Here is an 18,387-nt window from a genome sequence, read left to right as displayed (position 1 = left end):
TTTCAACAATGGCTAAAACGAATTAGCAATAATGAGAAAATATATTTTGCTTTTTGCACTCCTCGCATCCGCATTATCCATGCATGCGCAGAACACGCCACAACAATACGACCTGATTGTAGTAAGTGGCACACCTTCCGGCATCATGGCCGCCATTGCTGCATCACGGCTCGGCAAAACAGCTTTGGTACTCGAGCGCACTTCCCACCCTGGTGGTTTGGTGGCGAACGGCCTCGGCGCTACAGATCTGATCACACGTGGCGCAACCGGTGGATTATTTCTTGAGTTCATCACACGCATCAAAAACCATTATGTCCGTACCTACGGCGCCAATTCACAGCAGGTAAAAGACTGTACCAATGGTTATCATTTCGAACCATCTGTCGGTGAAAAAATACTGCTCGATATGCTCGCCGAAGCCAAAACGGTAACCGTACTCACCAGCCGGCAGTTCGATGCCGATCCCGCCAACCTGGTGATGGAGAAACAAACCATCCGCAGCATTCATATCTTTAATCGCACCACTAATAAACGCGAAACTTATCATGGTAAGGTATTTATCGACGCTACCTATGAAGGCGACCTTATCGCAGCAGCAGGCGTTCCTTTCGCCACAGGACGCGAAGGAATAGCGGAGTACAACGAACCTTATGCCGGACAGGTATATAAATTGTGGGGAGCCGAAGGGCAGGAGCCGGGCTCTACCAATCTTGCCGACAACGCCATCCAGGCTTACAATTACCGGTTGTGCCTGACCAACGATCCCGCAAAACGCATTGCTATTCCCAAACCTGCCGTCTACAATCGTGATGAATATGTTTCAATCATCAGCGATGTGCGTACCGGTGAACATGCCGGTGTGGAGTGGGCAAAGATGTCTACCGAACAACGTGATTCAAACCGTTGGCGCAGCTCCCAGGGATTACCGCCGGAGGGAAAGTTTAGGCCGCAGGGCATGCAACGCCTGGTAAACAAAGTGATCGTACCAAACGGAAAAACAGATGCCAATAATCAGCACCGTGCATTTGTGTCCACCGATCTTCCCGAAGAAAACTGGCCCTGGGCCACTTCTTCCTGGGAATGGCGCGACCGCTTTGCCGAACGCCTGAAAAATTATACACTGGGATTATTGTATTTCGGACAAACAGATTCTGAATTACCGGAATGGTTTCGCAACGAATGCCTGCAATGGGGATTGGCGGCCGACGAGTTTACCGACAACAATAATTTTCCGCGGCAGGTATATGTGCGCGAAGGTCGCCGCATGAAAGGACTTTATCTCTTCCGTACCTCGGACGCCACACCGGTTGATAAGACCAGCCGCCCGCCTGTTCATGCAACAAGCCTTACGGCCAGTCACTACGGCATCGATTCCCATGCGAATCGTAAACGGGAAAAAGGAAGAACCGCACTGGATGGTTTTTTAAGTTATTCCACCGCACCCTATACTGTTCCGTATGGCGTGATCGTTCCGCCTGGTATCACAAATCTGCTGGCGCCTGTGCCGGCATCTGCTACGCATCTGGGCCTCGCCACCTTACGCATGGAGCCTTGCTGGATGGCGCTCGGACAGGCCGCGGGTGTTGCCGCGTCGCAACAAATCGATAAAAAAATACCTGTACAGCAATTACCCGTAAAAGCGATCCAGGAAGAACTCATCAATCAACAATCAATCCTGATCTATTACCGCGACGTTACCACCAGTCATCCACAGTTCCGTGCCATTCAATTTGCAGGGCTCAACGGTTACCTGCCGGCGTGGGAAGCCAAACCGGATGACGCGGTTTCTTCAAAGGAACTGAGTGATTGGAGCAAACGATCCGGTCTTCTGCTGAACAAACGCTTTAAAGCCGGTCAACATAAGAAAGCCGAAGTATTGCAATACATCTACGAACAAAAATTATCGCGTTCATCCAAATAATCAACGATGCGCCAGATTTTCATTTGCCTGTTTTTTATTATCACCTCTTTCGCTGCTGATGCACAACAACCCCGTGAAGCGGTGGACTATATCGATCCCATGATCGGCACTACCGAGGTACGGTGGATGCAATACCCCGGACCATCCACACCTTTCAGCATGGTGAAGCTGAGTCCAGATAACAAAGAAGATGGCACACATGCCGGTTACAATTATGCCACGAACAATATTGCCGGTTTCAGTCATATCCATAGCTGGGCAATGGCAGGTTTGCTGACCATGCCCACCAACGGCCCGCTGAAAGTACAACCCGGAAAGATCGATCAGCCCGATTCAGGCTACCGTTCAAGATTTGACCATGCGGATGAAAGAGCATCTGTCGGCTATTACAGCGTATTGCTGAAAGATTATGGAATAAAAGCGGAACTCACGAGCACCTGCCGCACCGGTTTTCAACGTTACACGTTTCCCGCCTCTTCCACCTCCCGTATTTTATTCGACCTGAAAATTCCGACCGAATATCCTTACGAAGTAGACTGGGCTTCGATTAAGAAGGTAAACGATTATGAGATTGAAGGATTTTCCAAACAACAACTATTTAACTGGTTTGCCAGTTTGTCCAACGATTACACGATCTATTTTGTGGCAAGGGTCGACAAACCCATGCGTTCCTTCGGTACCTGGGTGAACCAGGACATCGACACCATCAACAATTATAACTGGGGACATGGTGATGTAGGAGCGTTCATTGGTTTTCATACTACCGAAGGCGAGCAGATACAATTGAAAACAGGTATTTCGTTTGTGAGCATGGAGGAAGCGCGCAAAAACCTGGCGGCAGAATCCGATCCTTTCGGATGGGACTTTGAAGCAGTGCGTAACAAAGCACGCAGCGAATGGGCGCAGATCGTAAACAAAATAGAAGTGGAGGGCGGAACAGAAGACGAAAGGAGAAAATTCTATACAAACTTTTATCGTGCTTATTGTTCCCGTACCACTTTCAGTGACGCTTCGGGCAAGTGGGTAGATATGTGCGAACAAATCCGTCAACTGAATGATCCCTCGTCTCCCATGCTGGGCTCGGACGCATTCTGGGGTGCCCAGTGGAACCTCAATCAACTCTGGTCGCTGGTTACTCCGCGCGTAACGGCCAATTGGGTGCGGTCATTCCTGGAGATGTATGATAAAGGCGGATGGCTGCCCAACGGACCGATCGGTCTTGAATATTGTGACATCATGGTGGGGCATCATGAGATGACGCTCATCAACAGTGCTTACCAGAAAGGCATCCGCGATTTTGATGCGCAGAAAGCATACGAGGCCATGCGCAAAAACCAGGATGTACAGGGTGAAGTACATCCCTGCGGAGGACTCGTCGGCAACCGGCAACTCGATCTTTACAAGCAGCTCGGGTATGTACCCGATGGCAGTAACTGGTCACGCTTTAAAGTATTTGGCTCACCGGACGAAGGACCAACATCTAACACCATCGATTACGCGTATGACGACTGGAATGTGGCGCAAATGGCCAAAGCATTGGGCAAGGAGGAAGACTATAATTATTTTATCAAAAGGGCTTATAACTACAAAAACGTATTCGATAGCACGATTAAATATTTCCGGAGAAAAGATATCAATGGTAAATGGCTGGATTTTTATCTCGCGATGCGCGACGTAGAGAAACCGCGGTATTCCTGGATGGGGTTTGTAGAAGGAAATGCTTTTCAATATTCCTTCTTCCTGCCGCATGATGTGAACGGCTTGATAGCCATGGTGGGTCGTGATTCGTTCAATGCGCGGCTGGCACGTGGTTTTGAATACGGAGCCACGATGAATTTCCGTCAGCATGGAAGTCCCATGCCCGCCGTCAACCACGGTAATCAGCCGGGTATGCAATCTGCCTATTTATATAACTATTCCGGTAAACCCTGGTTGACGCAATATTGGGTGCGGGAAATTATCAACAAATATTACGGCCTCACCCCGCAACACGGATGGCCCGGCGATGAGGATGAAGGACAAGGCGGCGCCTGGCTGGTGATGAGCGCGATCGGTCTTTTTCAGATGGATGGTGGTGGGTCCACTAAACCCATCTACGAAATAGGAAGTCCGATATTCAGGAAGATCACTATCCACCTTGATGAAAAATATTATCCCGGCAAAACATTCGTGATCGAAGCGAAAAATGTTTCGGATAAAAACAGGTATATCCGCTCAGCCCGGTTGAATGGCCGCAAATTAAGCGCTCCCTGGTTTTATCATGAAGAATTGATTAAAGGGGGTAAACTGGAGTTGGAGATGAGCGCCACGCCCGATAAAAAGTGGGGCACCCGTCCGCAGGATGCGCCGCCGTCGATGTCCACGGAGGGAAGGTAGGAGGTGTAAGGCGTAAGGTGTAAGGTAGTAAGTAATAAGTAGTAAGTAATAAGTAATAGTTAAAATAGCCTTATTGGCGATTGACGATTCACCATTCACCATTGACCATTCACCATTGACCATTCACTATTCACCTTTTGAATTATAAACATGGATCGTAAAAATTTTATCCGACAAACGGCCCTGCTGGCCGCCGCGCTGGCACCTGCAGGATGGGCAAAAGCCGGCGATCATTTTTCCAATGAGCAGCCTGCCGAACCCGTTACCATCATCAACGCCGGCGTTAATGGCAACAATACCAAAAATCTGCTGCAGCGGGTAGACACGGATTGCCTTGCACACAAGCCCGCACTCACCATTCTGATGGTCGGCACCAACGACATGAACAATGGCAAGCATGTGCCCCTGCCGCAGTACAAAACAAACCTGGAGAAACTGGCAGAACAGATCCAGGGTGCCGGCAGCAAACTGCTGCTGATGACGATTCTTCCTTTTTATGAGCCCTATTTGCTGAGCCGACATCCGGCGGAGTTCTTTCAACCCGAAGGACCGTCGGGCAGAAGAAAAGCTGTCAATGATACGATCCGCTCGGTGGCAGCGGCACGCAAAGCTTATTTCTTTGATATCGGAATGCCTTTTGAAAAAGTCGGCAAAATCGGAACCGAAGAAGACAGCCTGTTGCGCAACGAAGCCAATAGCCAGAAGCCCGACGGCGTGCATCCTACGCGCAACGGTTACCGGTTCCTGGCACTGGCCGTTAGTCAATACCTTATTTGTCAAAACCTGAATGCCGGTAAAATTGTTTGCCTGGGCGACAGCATCACCAAGGGTGACGGCAGTACAGACAAGGAAAGTTATCCCGCTTATCTTCAAAAACTACTCAGCTAAGAAGGGCTTTAAATTTTATGGAAAAAAAATCAACACTCCGTCAGTTATTGTCCGTTCCTGTTATCGTGGCAGCCCTCGGTTACTTCGTGGATATTTATGATCTGCTCTTGTTCAGTATTGTCCGTATCCCCAGCCTGCGGTCATTGAATGTTGCAGAAGATCAGTTGCTGGACCAGGGTGTGTTCCTGATCAATATGCAAATGCTGGGCATGCTGATTGGTGGCGTGTTCTGGGGCGTGCTGGGTGATAAAAAAGGAAGGCTTTCTGTTTTGTTCGGTTCTATCTTATTGTATTCCCTCGCAAACATCGCCAATGGTTTTGTTACCACGATCAATCAATATGCGCTGCTCCGGTTTATTGCGGGTATCGGCCTCGCAGGTGAATTGGGTGCAGGCATCACACTGGTTGCGGAAATACTTCCGAAAAATATCCGCGGGTATGGTACCACCATTGTGGCGTCTGTGGGTGTACTGGGTGCGGTACTGGCCTATTTCGTAGCAGATATGTACGATTGGCGCATTGCTTATTTCATCGGCGGCGGCCTGGGATTGCTGCTGCTGATCTTGCGATTCAATGTGTTTGAATCCGGAATTTTCAAGGAAGTAAAAGAGCGGTCGACACAGCGTGGCAACTTCTTTTCGTTGTTTACTTCACGGAAGAGATTTATGAAATACCTGCGCTGCATCCTGATCGGTTTACCTATCTGGTTTGTGATCGGCATTCTCATTACTTTTTCGCCCGAGTTTGCACAGGCTATCGGGCTTACTACACCTGTGGATGCAGGCAAAGCTGTCATGTTTGCTTATATCGGTCTTTCGCTCGGTGACATGAGCAGCGGATTGTTAAGCCAGTACTTAAAGAGCCGCCGGAAAACAGTATTGATCTTTGTGTTGCTCACTTCTGCGGCCATGGCTATTTATTTATGCCAACGCTCGCCGAGCACAACTGTTTTTTATGGCCTTTGTCTCCTGCTGGGATACGCCATTGGTTATTGGGCCTTGTTCGTGACCATCGCGGCGGAGCAGTTCGGTACCAATCTTCGTGCAACGGTTGCTACCACTGTTCCCAATTTCGTCCGTGGCAGCGTCAATGTATTCACACCGTTGTTCCTGTTGGGCGCACAACATTTCGGGCGGCTGGGTTCCGCCGGATTGATCGGAGGCGTTGCCATATTACTGGCTCTGTCGGCTCTGTGGAAAATGGAAGAAACCTTTACCCGCGACCTGAATTATACAGAATAAAAGCATCACATGAAAAGAAGCATTTTTTTGATTTGCCTGCTGGTTGTTGTATTCAATGCAACGGCCCAGAAAGTATATGATATCTGTATTTACGGCGGTACCTCAGCCGGTGTGATAGCGGCGTACACCGCGAAGAAACAGGGCAAGACGGTGCTGCTGATAGAACCCGGTAATCGGCTCGGTGGCCTTTCCTCCGGCGGGTTGGGTTATACCGATATTGGTAACAAATATGCTGTAACGGGACTGGGAATTGACTTTTACCGGCGGTTGGGAAAACATTACGGACAGTTCGAATCATGGATATTTGAACCATCTGTTGCGGAGAAAACATTCCACCAATATATCCGCGAAGCGAATGTGGAAGTGTTGTATCAGCATCGTATTGTATCCGCCAGTAAAGAAGGAACACAGATAAGATCGATCATTCTGGAGAATGTAACGGTATCTCCTGTTACCAATAAAACAATTAGTGCCCGCGTGTTCATCGATTGCAGTTATGAAGGTGATCTGATGGCGAGGGCAGGCGTTTCGTATATCGTGGGCCGCGAGGCCGGCAGCATTTATAATGAATCTTTCAACGGTGTGCAAGTGCAGCCCTCGAAAACACCGCAGCGCGGCAACCAGATCCCTGACGGTGTGGATCCGTATAAAATTCCCGGTGACCCTTCAAGCGGATTGTTGTGGGGTATCAGCGACACGGTGCTGGCACCGATCGGCAGTGGCGACAATCATGTACAGGCGTATAATTTTCGTATTTGCCTCACCAACGATCCCGCTAACCGCATTCCTATTACCAAACCGCCGGGTTATGATTCCAGCCGGTATGAAATTTTACCGCGCTATATCGCCCGTCTTACCGTGCAGGACGATATCCGCGAAATACTCAAGTTCGACCTGATGCCCAATCACAAGACGGATATCAACAACGGTGGCGGCTTTTCTACCGATATGATCGGTATGAACTGGGCTTATCCGGATGGTGATTATGCTACGCGTGCACGCATTCAAAAAGAGCATGAATTGTATAACAAAGGGCTGCTGTATTTTATCGGGCATGATCCGAGAATACCCGCGCCCATCCGCCATTTCATGCTTGACTGGGGCTATCCCAAAGATGAATACACCGACAACGGTCACTGGAGTCCGCAGATGTATGTGCGCGAAGCACGGCGCATGATTGGTGAGTATGTGATGACACAGGCCAACTGCCAATCAAAAGTGGTGGTGAATGATGGGATCGGAATGGCCGCTTACGGTATGGATTCTCACAACACACAGCGGCTCGTAATAAACGGGATGGTGAAAAACGAAGGTGACGTGGAAGAAGGCGGTTTGTCTCCTTACCCGATCTCCTACCGATCGCTGGTGCCCAAACGTACGCAGTGTACCAACCTGCTGGTGCCGGTCTGTCTCTCTGCCAGTCATATCAGTTACGGATCGATCCGCATGGAACCTGTGTTCATGGTGCTGGGGCAATCGGCTGCGCTGGCTGCCGTTCAGGCCATCAATAAAAAAACGGATGTACAATCGGTGGACGTAGCACAATTGCAACAACAATTAAGAACGGATCCTTTATCCAATGGCACACAACCGGAGATACTGGTCGATAATACAGATTCGTCGCGCATAAAAGTAAACGGACGCTGGTCGGTAAAAAAGGGAGGCACTTATGGTCCGGATGCCTTGTACGCATCGGTGCAGGATCAGCCAAGGTCTGTTACCTTTACACCTGCTGTCGCGAAGGCAGGAGAGTACACAATATACACTTACGTCTTACCCAAAATATCCAAAGCTTCTGCGGTCACCAACTGGGAAATATTTGATGGAAAAAATAAAAAAGAAATCACGATCCGCCTGGCCGATGTGATCGTAAACGGACAAACCAATGGTGAGTGGGTATCACTGGGAACCTGGCAATTGCCGGCCGGAGATAAAGCCACCGTTACGGTGACAAATAAAAATGCCAATGGCACCATTGTGGCGGATGCAGTTCTGCTGGTGCCGGTAAAAAAATAATAAAGATGAAGAAAACCCTGTTTCTGTTTTGCCTGCTGCCCTCCCTCTTAAATGCGCAGGTGAGCCGCACGAAAAATGTAGTAGATCATGTTAATCCCTTAATGGGAACAGCATCGAAACATGAGTTCTCCAATGGCAATACCTATCCGGCGATAGCCCTGCCATGGGGCATGAACTTCTGGACACCGCAGACCGGACCAATGGGTAATGGTTGGGCTTATACCTATGATTCGAGCAGGATCGTTGGTTTCAAACAAACGCACCAGCCTTCACCCTGGATCAACGATTACGGCCAGTTTGCCCTGATGCCGGCTACGGGTAAGTTGGTTTTTAAAGAAACCGATCGTGCAAGCTGGTTCTCGCACAAAGCAGAAGAATCCCGACCTTATTACTACAAGGTATATCTCGCCGATCATGATGTGGTAACGGAGATAACGCCAACCGAGCGCGCAGCATTTTTCCGTTTTACCTATCAGCAAACGGATAGTGCTTTCCTGGTGATCGATGCGCTGGATAAAGGATCATTCATCCGGATTTTACCGGAACAACGCCGGATCGAAGGTTATACCACCCGCAACCGCGGTGGCGTACCCGATGATTTTAAAAACTATTTCGTTATTCAGCTTGATCAACCTTTCTCCGCCTCCTGGATCTACCAGGATGGTAAGCTGGTACCGGGTGCGGGAGAAAAGCAGGCCAAACATACGGGAGCCGTTATCAGTTTCAAAACCATGCGCGGTCAGCAGTTGCAGGCGCGTGTGTCTTCTTCCTTCATCAGCCCGGAGCAGGCGGCACTCAATCTGCAGCGCGAGATCGGCAGCAAAAGCTTTGACGAGATAAAAACAACGGCCAAAGCAAGATGGAATGAAGTGTTGGGGAAAGTGGATGTAGAAGGTGGCTCCGTGGATCAACTGCGCACATTCTACTCCTGCCTTTACCGCAGTGTGTTATTTCCCCAAAAACATTATGAACTGGATGCGTCCGGCAAGCCCGTGCATTACAGTCCTTACAATGGAAAAACACTTCCCGGTTATCTCTATGCGGGCACGGGTTTTTGGGATACGTTCCGCTCACTTTATCCATTGCTGAATTTGCTTTATCCGTCGGTTAATGCGGAGATGCAGGAAGGATTGGTAAATGCTTACAAAGAAGGAGGGTGGCTGCCGGAATGGAGCAGTCCCGGTTACCGCAACAGCATGATCGGTAATAATTCAGCTTCCGTTGTGGCGGATGCCTATCTCAAAGGTTTACGCGGCTATGATATTCAGACACTCTATGAAGGCATCCTCAAAAGCACAAATAATGAAGGGCCGCTGACAGCGGTGGGACGCAAAGGCGTTTCATTTTACAATGAACTCGGTTACGTTCCCTATGATGTCAATATCAATGAAAATGCGGCGCGTACCTTGGAATATGCATACGACGATTTCACCATCTGGCAATTGGCAAAAGTATTGAAACGCCCGCAGGCAGAAATAGACCTGTTTGCCAAAAGAAGCCAGAACTACCGTCATCTCTACGATCCCTCCACCAAACTAATGCGTGGTAAAAACAAGGACGGGAATTTTCAAACTCCTTTCAATCCGTTTAAATGGGGTGATGCATTTACAGAAGGGAATAGCTGGCATTACACATGGAGTGTATTTCACGATATACAGGGCCTGATTGACCTGATGGGCGGCAGAAAATCATTTATACAAATGCTGGATTCCGTGTTCAAAATGCCTCCTGTATTTGATGAGAGCTATTATAAAAAAGTGATTCACGAAATACGCGAGATGCAGGTGATGAACATGGGACAATATGCGCACGGCAATCAACCCATCCAGCACATGATCTATCTCTACAATTACGCCGGAGAACCCTGGAAAACACAGTATTGGGTAAGAGAGGTAATGAATAAATTATACCTCCCGCAACCGGATGGTTATTGCGGTGATGAAGACAACGGACAGACTTCGTCCTGGTATGTGTTTTCCGCCATGGGATTTTATCCGGTATGTCCCGGTACGGATCAATATGTGATCGGTGCGCCGTTATTTAAGAAAATCCGTTTGCAACTGGAAAATGGAAAGCAGGTTGAGATCAATGCACCTGCTGTCAATGAAAATAATTTATATGTGCAGTCGCTGAAAGCCAACGGCCGGTTACATACAAATAATTGGCTGAGTCATGCCGCATTGATGAAAGGAATGCGTCTTGATTTTATTATGCAGGCACAACCCGATCTTAAGCGCGGCACATCGCAGGCTGCTGCGCCTTATTCCATGTCCGCGCCTCAAAAGTGACGGGCCTGTTAAACCGAATTACGAGAAGAAAAAACCTGATCCATGGAAACAATTGTAGCCGGTGTTGATATCGGCGGATCTCACATTACAGTATCATTGGTGAACCTGGCTTCAAGAACCGTTGTGGCCGGCAGTATGCACCGTGCAGGCATCGATGCCGGTGCGGACAAAGAAACCATTATTGACCAATGGTCTACGGTTATCAAAGAATGTTTTAGCAAGGCGCAGGTAGCGCCTTGCAGGATAGGCGTAGCAATGCCTGGTCCATTCGATTATGAACAAGGTATTTCGCAGATGAGAGACCAGGGCAAATTTGCGGCGCTTTATGGCGAGAATGTCCGCCAGCTTTTAGCTGCCTCCGTTGGCCTTGAACCGGATAATATCCGCTTCACCAATGATGCCGCGTGTTTTCTCCAGGGAGAATTGTTCGGCGGCGTTGCCCGTAACCATCGTCAGGTAGTGGGCATCACATTGGGTACCGGATTCGGAAGTGCCATTGCGGCAGCGGATCAGGTTTGGGATGCAAACCTGTGGCAACAGCCTTTTGCTGGTAAAATAGCGGAAGAATCCTTTTCACACCGTGGTCTTTTAAATCGTTATAAAGATTTAACCGGAGTCAGCGTACCGAACGTTCGCGAACTGGCTGCGCTGGCAGTTGACCACTACCAGGCGCGGCAATGTTTTGTTGAAATGGGTACGGGCCTCGGCCAATTCCTGGCCCCGTTGATACAGGAAATATCCGGTACGCTGCTGGTGATCGGTGGCAATATTGCCCGGGCATTTGAGTTGTTTGCCACGCCGCTCAACAATGAATTGGCCGGGCGTAATCTTTATCCGGAAATCCGCAAGACATGGCTTGGCGAAGATGCTACCCTGGTAGGTGCCGCCAGCTTGTGGAGCACGGAACATGCACTACAGGCCATTGGCTGATTTACCAATGTAGCTGATGGTTGTTGCCTTCAAACTGAAGGGTTGCCCGGTTCTTGCCGTGGAAGGTGATGTTGGCGGAAAAAACAAGGGATGGCTGATCCCCTTCTTCCCACATTACATCTATGCGGGCGGTGCCGCCGCTAATGCGTAAAGAAGTTTTATCGATGGTGATGTCACCGGAGCTTATCCTGAAGTTGTTGCGGATGGTTAAGTCGCGCATCCTCGATTTAATTGTTCCGGAGCGTCCGTAGACGATCGTGAACTGCCAGTCCGCATCAGCGTTGGTCAGACGTTCGATGATGTTGGACATATTTACGCTGCTCTCATCTTTCAATCGTATGGTTTCAAAATCATGATTACCCTGTACGGCAAAGCTGATCCGTGTTGGTGTACCACTCGTGCAAAGCATTTCACGTCTCACCAATACATCATAAGTAAAAGGAGTGAGTGAAGGATTGCCATTGTCGCCATGCAGGGTGGTATCGGAATAGTGATTACAATCGAGCTGCGATACGCTGGCAAGCATTGCCATTTCTTCAACAAGGTGAATAAAGCCTCCGCTATTGCTGGCAGTGGAACGTTTGATCAATTCCAATATATCTGCCGACCTGCCCGATAAGCGATCGTCTTTATCTTTTTTACAGGAAAAAAAGAAGGTGGTGCAAAAAGTGGCGAGTAAAAAATGAAGGATAAGTACATTTCTTTTCATACGGCATATGTTAATGGATAAAGAAGCAAATCGTGGTCGTAGTGTAGTGCATGTCGCCTGAAAAAACTGCCGCGCTGTTGGTCATTGATTGATCTGTGATCTTAAAGATACAGTGGTGGATATTCGGATATGCCTTCGGTTTTGTTAAATCGTTAATAAGTGAATGGTCAATAGTGAATAAAACAGCCGCGACGAGCAGAGCGCTCATCACGGCTGTTTTTGTTTTCCACCCTGGTTCGTGTATACACGAACCAGGGTGGAAATAGGGGCAATTCACTTATTACTTAAAACTTATAACTTACAACGGCTGTTCCCCTCGAGAGCCTAATCGGCGATACACCTTCCACCATACACCTTTCACCTTACGCCTTAAGCCTTATTTCCTACCATTGCAACTGCACCGTATGTCCGTTATTAAATACCAGCGTGCCGGTATTATTGCCATGGAAAGTGAGGGTTGCGCCGTACTGTACAGAGCGCCCGGTGCTTGACTGTCCAACAAATTGAAGCGTGGCCGTACCCGAAACGATTTTCTCCGTTGTTTTATTGACGACGATATTGCTGCCCGTGATGGTCAGCGTGCTGGAGAAGGAACGGCGCTGACGGATCTTTGACTGTTGTGTGCCGTTGCGTACATATTGCTGGTTGATGATCCATCCGGTAGCTGCTGGCTGCAGACCGGTAATAATGAGGTTCACGGTATTGTTGTCGCTGGACGACATACGTGGAGCATCATAGGTATTATGTCCCGTATAGTTGAATGTGAATTGTTGCGGCACGCCATTGTCGCAGGTAAGGCTGCGGCTCATTTGTATATCGTAACTCCAGGTGATGAGTGCGCCGGGAAGACTTTGACCGCTGAAAGTGGTATCGCGGGTTTGTCCGCAGGTGAGGGGTGTGCGTCCTGCCACGCGTGCGGATGTTTCGGTTTGTAAAGCAAAGCCGCCACTGTCGCCTGCTACGGCCTGCACCATTACATCAGCGGCGTCGTCCTGGGTTATTTCGTTATCGGAATCGTTGTTTTTTTTACAGGAAGTAAAGAGAAGCAGTGTGGCGCCGATGGCAAGGCAGAGCCGGCCGGCGAGGAGTCGTTTTGTTTCCATGGTTGATTTTTTGTAGTTTAAAATGATGTCAGCCTGGTGCCGGTTTATGCGGTTCGTCCGGCTTCCGGCTAATAGAAGGCAAAAAGAAAGCAACGTTTAACGTGCGGAGAAAAAAAATAGCGGATTGAGGCAACGCCGCGTCTTCCGCCGGTCTCTTACCGGAAACCAACACTTATGACCCTATTCAGGCTTTTAACCGTAACCCTTTGTTTTTCTTTGCTGATGCTGTCGCTAAACAGCTGTCACAAAGGCTTTTCCGACGAAAATTATCAACCCGATCCGCATCCAAACGATACGATTGTAGACTATATAAGCCGTTCCAGGGCTTCCGTACAAGGTTTTGTATTGGATGAAAATAATTTGCCTGTATCCGGTGTGCAGGTATGGGCCGATGACAATACCACCACCACCGACCAGTATGGCTTCTACCAGTTCAACAATGTTTTGCTTCCGGTCTCGGGCAGTGCTATCCGTGTTACCCGCACAGGTTACTATAATGCCAGTCGTGCATTCAGCCTTACGGACAATGGATTTGTGGAAGTGAAACTGATGAAGCGCACGGTTACCGGTACGATCAGTGCGGGTACCGGCGGCGCCGTAACTACCGCAGACGGCGCGCGTGTGGAACTGCCGGCGCAGGGCGTGGTTGTTGCCGCCACCGGCGTTGCTTATACAGGCGCAGTGTCCGTATCCGCCAAATGGATCAATCCATCTGCCGATCCCGGATTAATGGCGGCCATGCCTGGCGATGCACGAGGATTGAACAAAGACAACAAGTTGCGTTTTACTTCATCGCTGGGAATGCTGGTGGTAGAATTGCACGGCGATGCAGGTCAGTTGTTGCAGGTCGCAAGCGGCAAAGAAGCCACGATCACTATTCCAATCATATCGTCTCTGCAGAGTCGTGCTCCGGCAAATGTAAGCCTCTGGTCACTGGATGAAAAGAATGGATTCTGGAAAGAAGAATTCACGGCAACCAAAACCGGCAATAGCTATACAGGCAAAGTAAGTCACTTCAGTTTCTGGGAAGCCGCTACCGGTTTGCCGGTGGTGATGCTCAGGGCACGGGTGGTCAACACTGCTGCGCAGCCGCTCGTCAACACGCCGGTAATCGTTACGCCGACAGGTGTGCCCTGGATGGCGGGTTACGGGCGATTTGGTTATACCGATGCCGCCGGCTACATCAATGCGGTGGTGCCTGCATCATCCAACCTGGTAATCGATGTGGCCACGCGTTGCGCTACTTCATTATATTCTATTCCGGTTACCACCACTACAGCCAACGTTGATCTTGGCGACATCCAGGGCAACCTGGGGCAGGGAGCGGTGACAGTGCAGGGCACGGTAGTGAATTGCGCCAACAACCCCGTTACCGATGGCTACATTCAATTCTATGATGGAGGATTTAATCATCGCGTTCCGATATACAATGGCAGCTTCAGTTTTTCCGGCGTAGCTTGTGTAAATACGACAACCAGTTATGTGGTGGTAGATCGTGCAGCTTTACGCCAGAGCGAGCCACAAACAATTACGCTTACCGGTCAGCAGAATCTCGGTACGCTTAGTGCCTGCGCGATAAGCAGCATCGCTACCCTTACTTACGAAATTGATGGCGTTAGTTATACGGCCAGCGAGCCTTCCTTACAGCCGGCCGGATACCTGCTTGTGCCTACTTCGAGCGACTGGACACAGATTTTGGTTCACGGCATATCGCCTGACCGTGATTTCAGTTTTCAATTTAATGGCGGTACAGCTATTGGTAGCGCTCACTACATAACGGAAGTATTCTGCAAAGGATTTGCGGGTGAAAGAGCCATTGCCACGGTGCCTTTGTCGGTCAATATAACTGAATACGGGAACGTGGGTGGATTTATCAGCGGTAGCTTCAGCGGCCAGATGTTTGATTTTGTGAGTGGTGCACCGTATAACGTGAACTGCCAGTTCCGTGTAAGAAGAAATAACTAAGTTGCCGCCGAAACCAAAACCAACTGTTTAACCAAGATCCTAACCGAGTCCTTGACAGAAGAAAATATAATAAAAGGGTGCATCCGCGGGCGGTCTGACTGCCAGCGGATGCTGTTTGACAGGTATGCAGGAAAACTGATGTCCCTGTGTCAGCGTTATGCGCGGGACTATGAGGAGGCGCAGGACTTTTTACAACTGGGATTCATCCGCATATTCGAATACCTGCACCAGTACCGCGGTGAGGGAAGCCTGGAAGGATGGATGCGCAGGTTGGTGGCAAGAGTGGCGATACGCGAGATCAGCAAACGCAAATGGCACCTGGATGAATCGTCGATACCCGCCGCGCAGCAGCCGGTGGAAGATCCGGCGGTGTGGTCCAAAATTTCGGAAGAAGAAATACACCGGCTCATTTGTAAACTGCCGGAAGGATACCGGCTGGTGTTCAACCTGCATGTGATAGAAGGGTATAGTCACGAAGAAATCGGAGAGTTGTTGTCGATACAACCCTCCACCTCAAGATCGCAACTGTTGAAAGCGAGACGCCTGTTGCAATCGCTTATTAGTAACCAAATGAATTGTGTCAAAGTATGAAGCACGAATCCTTTGATGAATGGATGCGGCAAAAGGCCGGAGCCCATGAGGCGCCTGTGCCTGCCGATGCGTGGGAAAAGATTACCGGCAGGAAAAAGAAGCGGCGACGCTTTTTGATCTGGTGGTGGATTCCGCTGGCGGCGGGGATAATGGTGCTGGGTTACGGTACCTGGCGTTATACAGGGATAACCAGGGGGAATAAACAAATTGCGGCGGCAGACAAAGAAAATAATGATAAACAAGAAGCGGGCACAACCGGCTTGCAGGACAAACCAGCAGTGACGGTTAACCAACAACAGGCAACACTTGAAAAACAGCCGGCACAAAGCTCTGACAATGATCATAGCGAAAGAGATATAGCAACAGCCGTATCCGGCGAATTTGTAAAAGGAAAAAAAGCGGGCAAAAAGACGATTCAAAAGACATTGGTAAACCCGATTGGAAGTTATAAAACAACTGAGCCCGCGATTATCTTAAAAGCGCCGCTCAAAGAAACAACAGATGCAGCTGAAAAAGCGCAAACAGCGCTTCCTCCCGAAGATAAAGGCAATAACAGCGATACTGTTTCGATTCAAAAAATACCGGAAGAGCGTATTGGGCAGGATGTTGCGACGATAAACATGCCGGAAGCCGCTGTAATCAAAGAATGGACAATTGACTCCGTATATCTGCAACCGGAAAACCTTGCAGCCGCGGTTGCGGCAAAGCGTCGTCAGACTTATTTCGCCGAGTTATACGTTTCACCTTTTTTACCGTTTCAGCAGGTGACACAAAATAAAGTAAGCCGTGTGCAGGAAACACCGCTGATGAAACAGGAGTTCGTCTCCTCCCGTATTCACTCGAAACCGCAAATGGGTTGGAGCGGAGGAATCAATGTAGGAAAACAACTTAACGCACGCTGGCAATTGATGACGGGTGTGCAATACTCAACCTTCAGTGAAAAAATATCGATGGAAGGTCGTGAGGTCATTACGCACTATAACATCGTACAGCGAATGGTCAGTCAGCCTGGCGGGCCGGTGCTGGTGAATGACACGGTAGAAAGTTATGAATATGGCACAAGACAAATAGCGGCGTTGAACCGGTATCAGACCTGGAGCATACCGCTAATGGCGGGATACCGGTTGATGGATAAACGGGGAGTGTCCTTGCAATTACAGGGTGGGACGGTTGTGCATATAGCGCGGAGATACCAGAACAATATTGTTGGCGAATTTAATACGGATAATGCAGGTAAGCGTAGCAGCGCTGCTGTTGCGCAGGGACTTGATCTGCATGCGGGCATGCGGTTGATGCTGCATCCGCGGTCGCGGTTGCGTGTGTTTGCTGAGCCGGCTATCCGGTACAGCATAATGCCAACGCAGACAAGCGACATGCTCGAGCGCAAACGGCTGCATCAGGTTGGACTGTCGTTGGGTTTGCAATATGGGTTTTGATAGGATTTTTAAAACAAGCCCATGTTGGTCTCCAGACCAACATGGTGGAGACCAACAAGCAATTGTAAGGAGCGTGCATAAATACATTGTGAAGGCCACATCTGTTCGGAAGATTTTACAACCTGTCAATCCGGCACCACGCCACCGTTGGTCTCCAGACCAACGGACCTGCTCATCCTTGAGTTACGTACGAAGATGACCTAACCTATCAAAGAAACCGGACGCTTGTTGGTCTTAAGGCCAACAAGGGAATAATCACTTTATCCCACCGTTTAAAACTCATTGCTCAAAGTTGGCACGTCTTTACCTTGACGTTATGCCAGCTATCATTACAGAATACCCCTGTTTTTTTACAGCATCTGTTTGGAAACACCAGTTTCTGTTCGCCAACTGTCAATACAAAGACATTGTACTCAACAGCCTGCGATTTCTTTGTGCAAAGCAGCGCATCCGCCTTTTTGCATTTGTAATAATGTCAAATCATATTCACCTGATCTGGCAAATACTGCCAGGGCATAGTCATAATGCCGTACAACGGGACTTTTTAAAGTATACAGCACGTCAGATGCAGAAAGATCTGACAATTAATAATCCGCTTTTTCTGAAAAAACTCAGGGTAGGTAAAGCCGATCGCAAATACCAGTTATGGCAACGCAATCCTTTATCTATTGAATTAAGATCGAAACACGTATTCGATCAGAAACTCAATTATATTCATCAGAATCCTGTTAAGGCGGGGTTATGTTCTTTACCTGAGCAATATCATTATTCTTCAGCAGTATTTTATCAGACGGGCGTTGATGTCTTTGGTTTTTTGACACATACTGCGGATTGGTAGATTCGTTGGTCGGGAGACCAACGAAGGCGTGTTGTGTGTGTGAAAGTGAGAAGCCCTTGTTGGTCTCCCGACCAACAAGCAACTG

General features: G+C 48.9%; 13 protein-coding genes. 11 read left to right on the top strand and 2 right to left on the bottom strand.

From position 1 onward, the window contains the following. Nucleotides 1-31 precede the first annotated feature (31 nt). The 7 genes from H608_RS0117230 to H608_RS0117200 all read left to right on the top strand — a co-directional run bounded on the left by H608_RS0117230 (nt 32) and on the right by H608_RS0117200 (nt 11,660). Nucleotides 32-1,921: an FAD-dependent oxidoreductase gene (locus H608_RS0117230; RefSeq protein WP_028788780.1), complete on the top strand. Its 1,890-nt coding sequence runs from the start codon at nt 32-34 to the stop codon at nt 1,919-1,921. Nucleotides 1,922-1,927: 6 nt separating this feature from the next. Then, nucleotides 1,928-4,297: a GH92 family glycosyl hydrolase gene (locus H608_RS0117225; RefSeq protein ID WP_028788779.1), complete on the top strand. Its 2,370-nt coding sequence runs from the start codon at nt 1,928-1,930 to the stop codon at nt 4,295-4,297. 150 nt (nt 4,298-4,447) lie between these two features. Next, complete coding sequence (locus H608_RS0117220) at nt 4,448-5,185, top strand: SGNH/GDSL hydrolase family protein (RefSeq protein WP_028788778.1); 738 nt, start codon at nt 4,448-4,450, stop codon at nt 5,183-5,185. Between the two features lie 17 nt (nt 5,186-5,202). Then, the gene (locus H608_RS0117215) at nt 5,203-6,426 is read left to right on the top strand and encodes an MFS transporter (protein ID WP_028788777.1); all 1,224 of its coding nucleotides are present in this window, start codon (nt 5,203-5,205) and stop codon (nt 6,424-6,426) included. A gap of 9 nt (nt 6,427-6,435) precedes the next feature. Continuing rightward, nucleotides 6,436-8,442: an FAD-dependent oxidoreductase gene (locus H608_RS0117210; protein WP_028788776.1), complete on the top strand. Its 2,007-nt coding sequence runs from the start codon at nt 6,436-6,438 to the stop codon at nt 8,440-8,442. A gap of 5 nt (nt 8,443-8,447) precedes the next feature. Next, nucleotides 8,448-10,730: a GH92 family glycosyl hydrolase gene (locus H608_RS0117205; RefSeq protein ID WP_028788775.1), complete on the top strand. Its 2,283-nt coding sequence runs from the start codon at nt 8,448-8,450 to the stop codon at nt 10,728-10,730. A 42-nt stretch (nt 10,731-10,772) separates the two neighbouring features. Continuing rightward, nucleotides 10,773-11,660, top strand: a complete 888-nt coding sequence (locus tag H608_RS0117200) for an ROK family protein (RefSeq protein ID WP_028788774.1) — start codon at nt 10,773-10,775, stop codon at nt 11,658-11,660. Between the two features lies 1 nt (nt 11,661). Here the strand turns inward: H608_RS0117200 and H608_RS0117195 are convergent, their stop codons facing one another. Beyond that, nucleotides 11,662-12,369 (bottom strand): hypothetical protein, encoded by a 708-nt coding sequence (locus H608_RS0117195; protein ID WP_028788773.1) that lies wholly within the window; start codon nt 12,367-12,369, stop codon nt 11,662-11,664. Nucleotides 12,370-12,752: 383 nt separating this feature from the next. Then, complete coding sequence (locus tag H608_RS0117190) at nt 12,753-13,472, bottom strand: hypothetical protein (protein WP_155990227.1); 720 nt, start codon at nt 13,470-13,472, stop codon at nt 12,753-12,755. 174 nt (nt 13,473-13,646) lie between these two features. Between H608_RS0117190 and H608_RS0117185 the strand changes: the two genes are divergently transcribed. The 4 genes from H608_RS0117185 (at nt 13,647) to H608_RS0117170 (ending at nt 18,302) form a co-directional block, all read left to right on the top strand. After that, the gene (locus H608_RS0117185) at nt 13,647-15,437 is read left to right on the top strand and encodes a carboxypeptidase-like regulatory domain-containing protein (RefSeq protein WP_155990226.1); all 1,791 of its coding nucleotides are present in this window, start codon (nt 13,647-13,649) and stop codon (nt 15,435-15,437) included. 108 nt (nt 15,438-15,545) lie between these two features. After that, on the top strand, nt 15,546-16,028 hold the full coding sequence (locus H608_RS0117180; RefSeq protein ID WP_155990225.1) for an RNA polymerase sigma factor: 483 nt from the start codon (nt 15,546-15,548) through the stop codon (nt 16,026-16,028). Further along, nucleotides 16,025-17,464, top strand: coding sequence for a hypothetical protein (locus H608_RS0117175; protein WP_028788769.1), 1,440 nt, complete (start codon nt 16,025-16,027; stop codon nt 17,462-17,464). The genes H608_RS0117180 and H608_RS0117175 overlap by 4 nt, the downstream gene beginning before the upstream one ends. A 316-nt stretch (nt 17,465-17,780) precedes the next feature. Then, nucleotides 17,781-18,302, top strand: coding sequence for an REP-associated tyrosine transposase (locus H608_RS0117170; RefSeq protein ID WP_028788768.1), 522 nt, complete (start codon nt 17,781-17,783; stop codon nt 18,300-18,302). Nucleotides 18,303-18,387 lie beyond the last annotated feature (85 nt).

This window comes from Terrimonas ferruginea DSM 30193 (assembly GCF_000425585.1).
Taxonomy (GTDB): Bacteria; Bacteroidota; Bacteroidia; order Chitinophagales; family Chitinophagaceae; genus Terrimonas; species Terrimonas ferruginea.
This window is presented reverse-complemented; position numbering and strand designations above follow the sequence as displayed.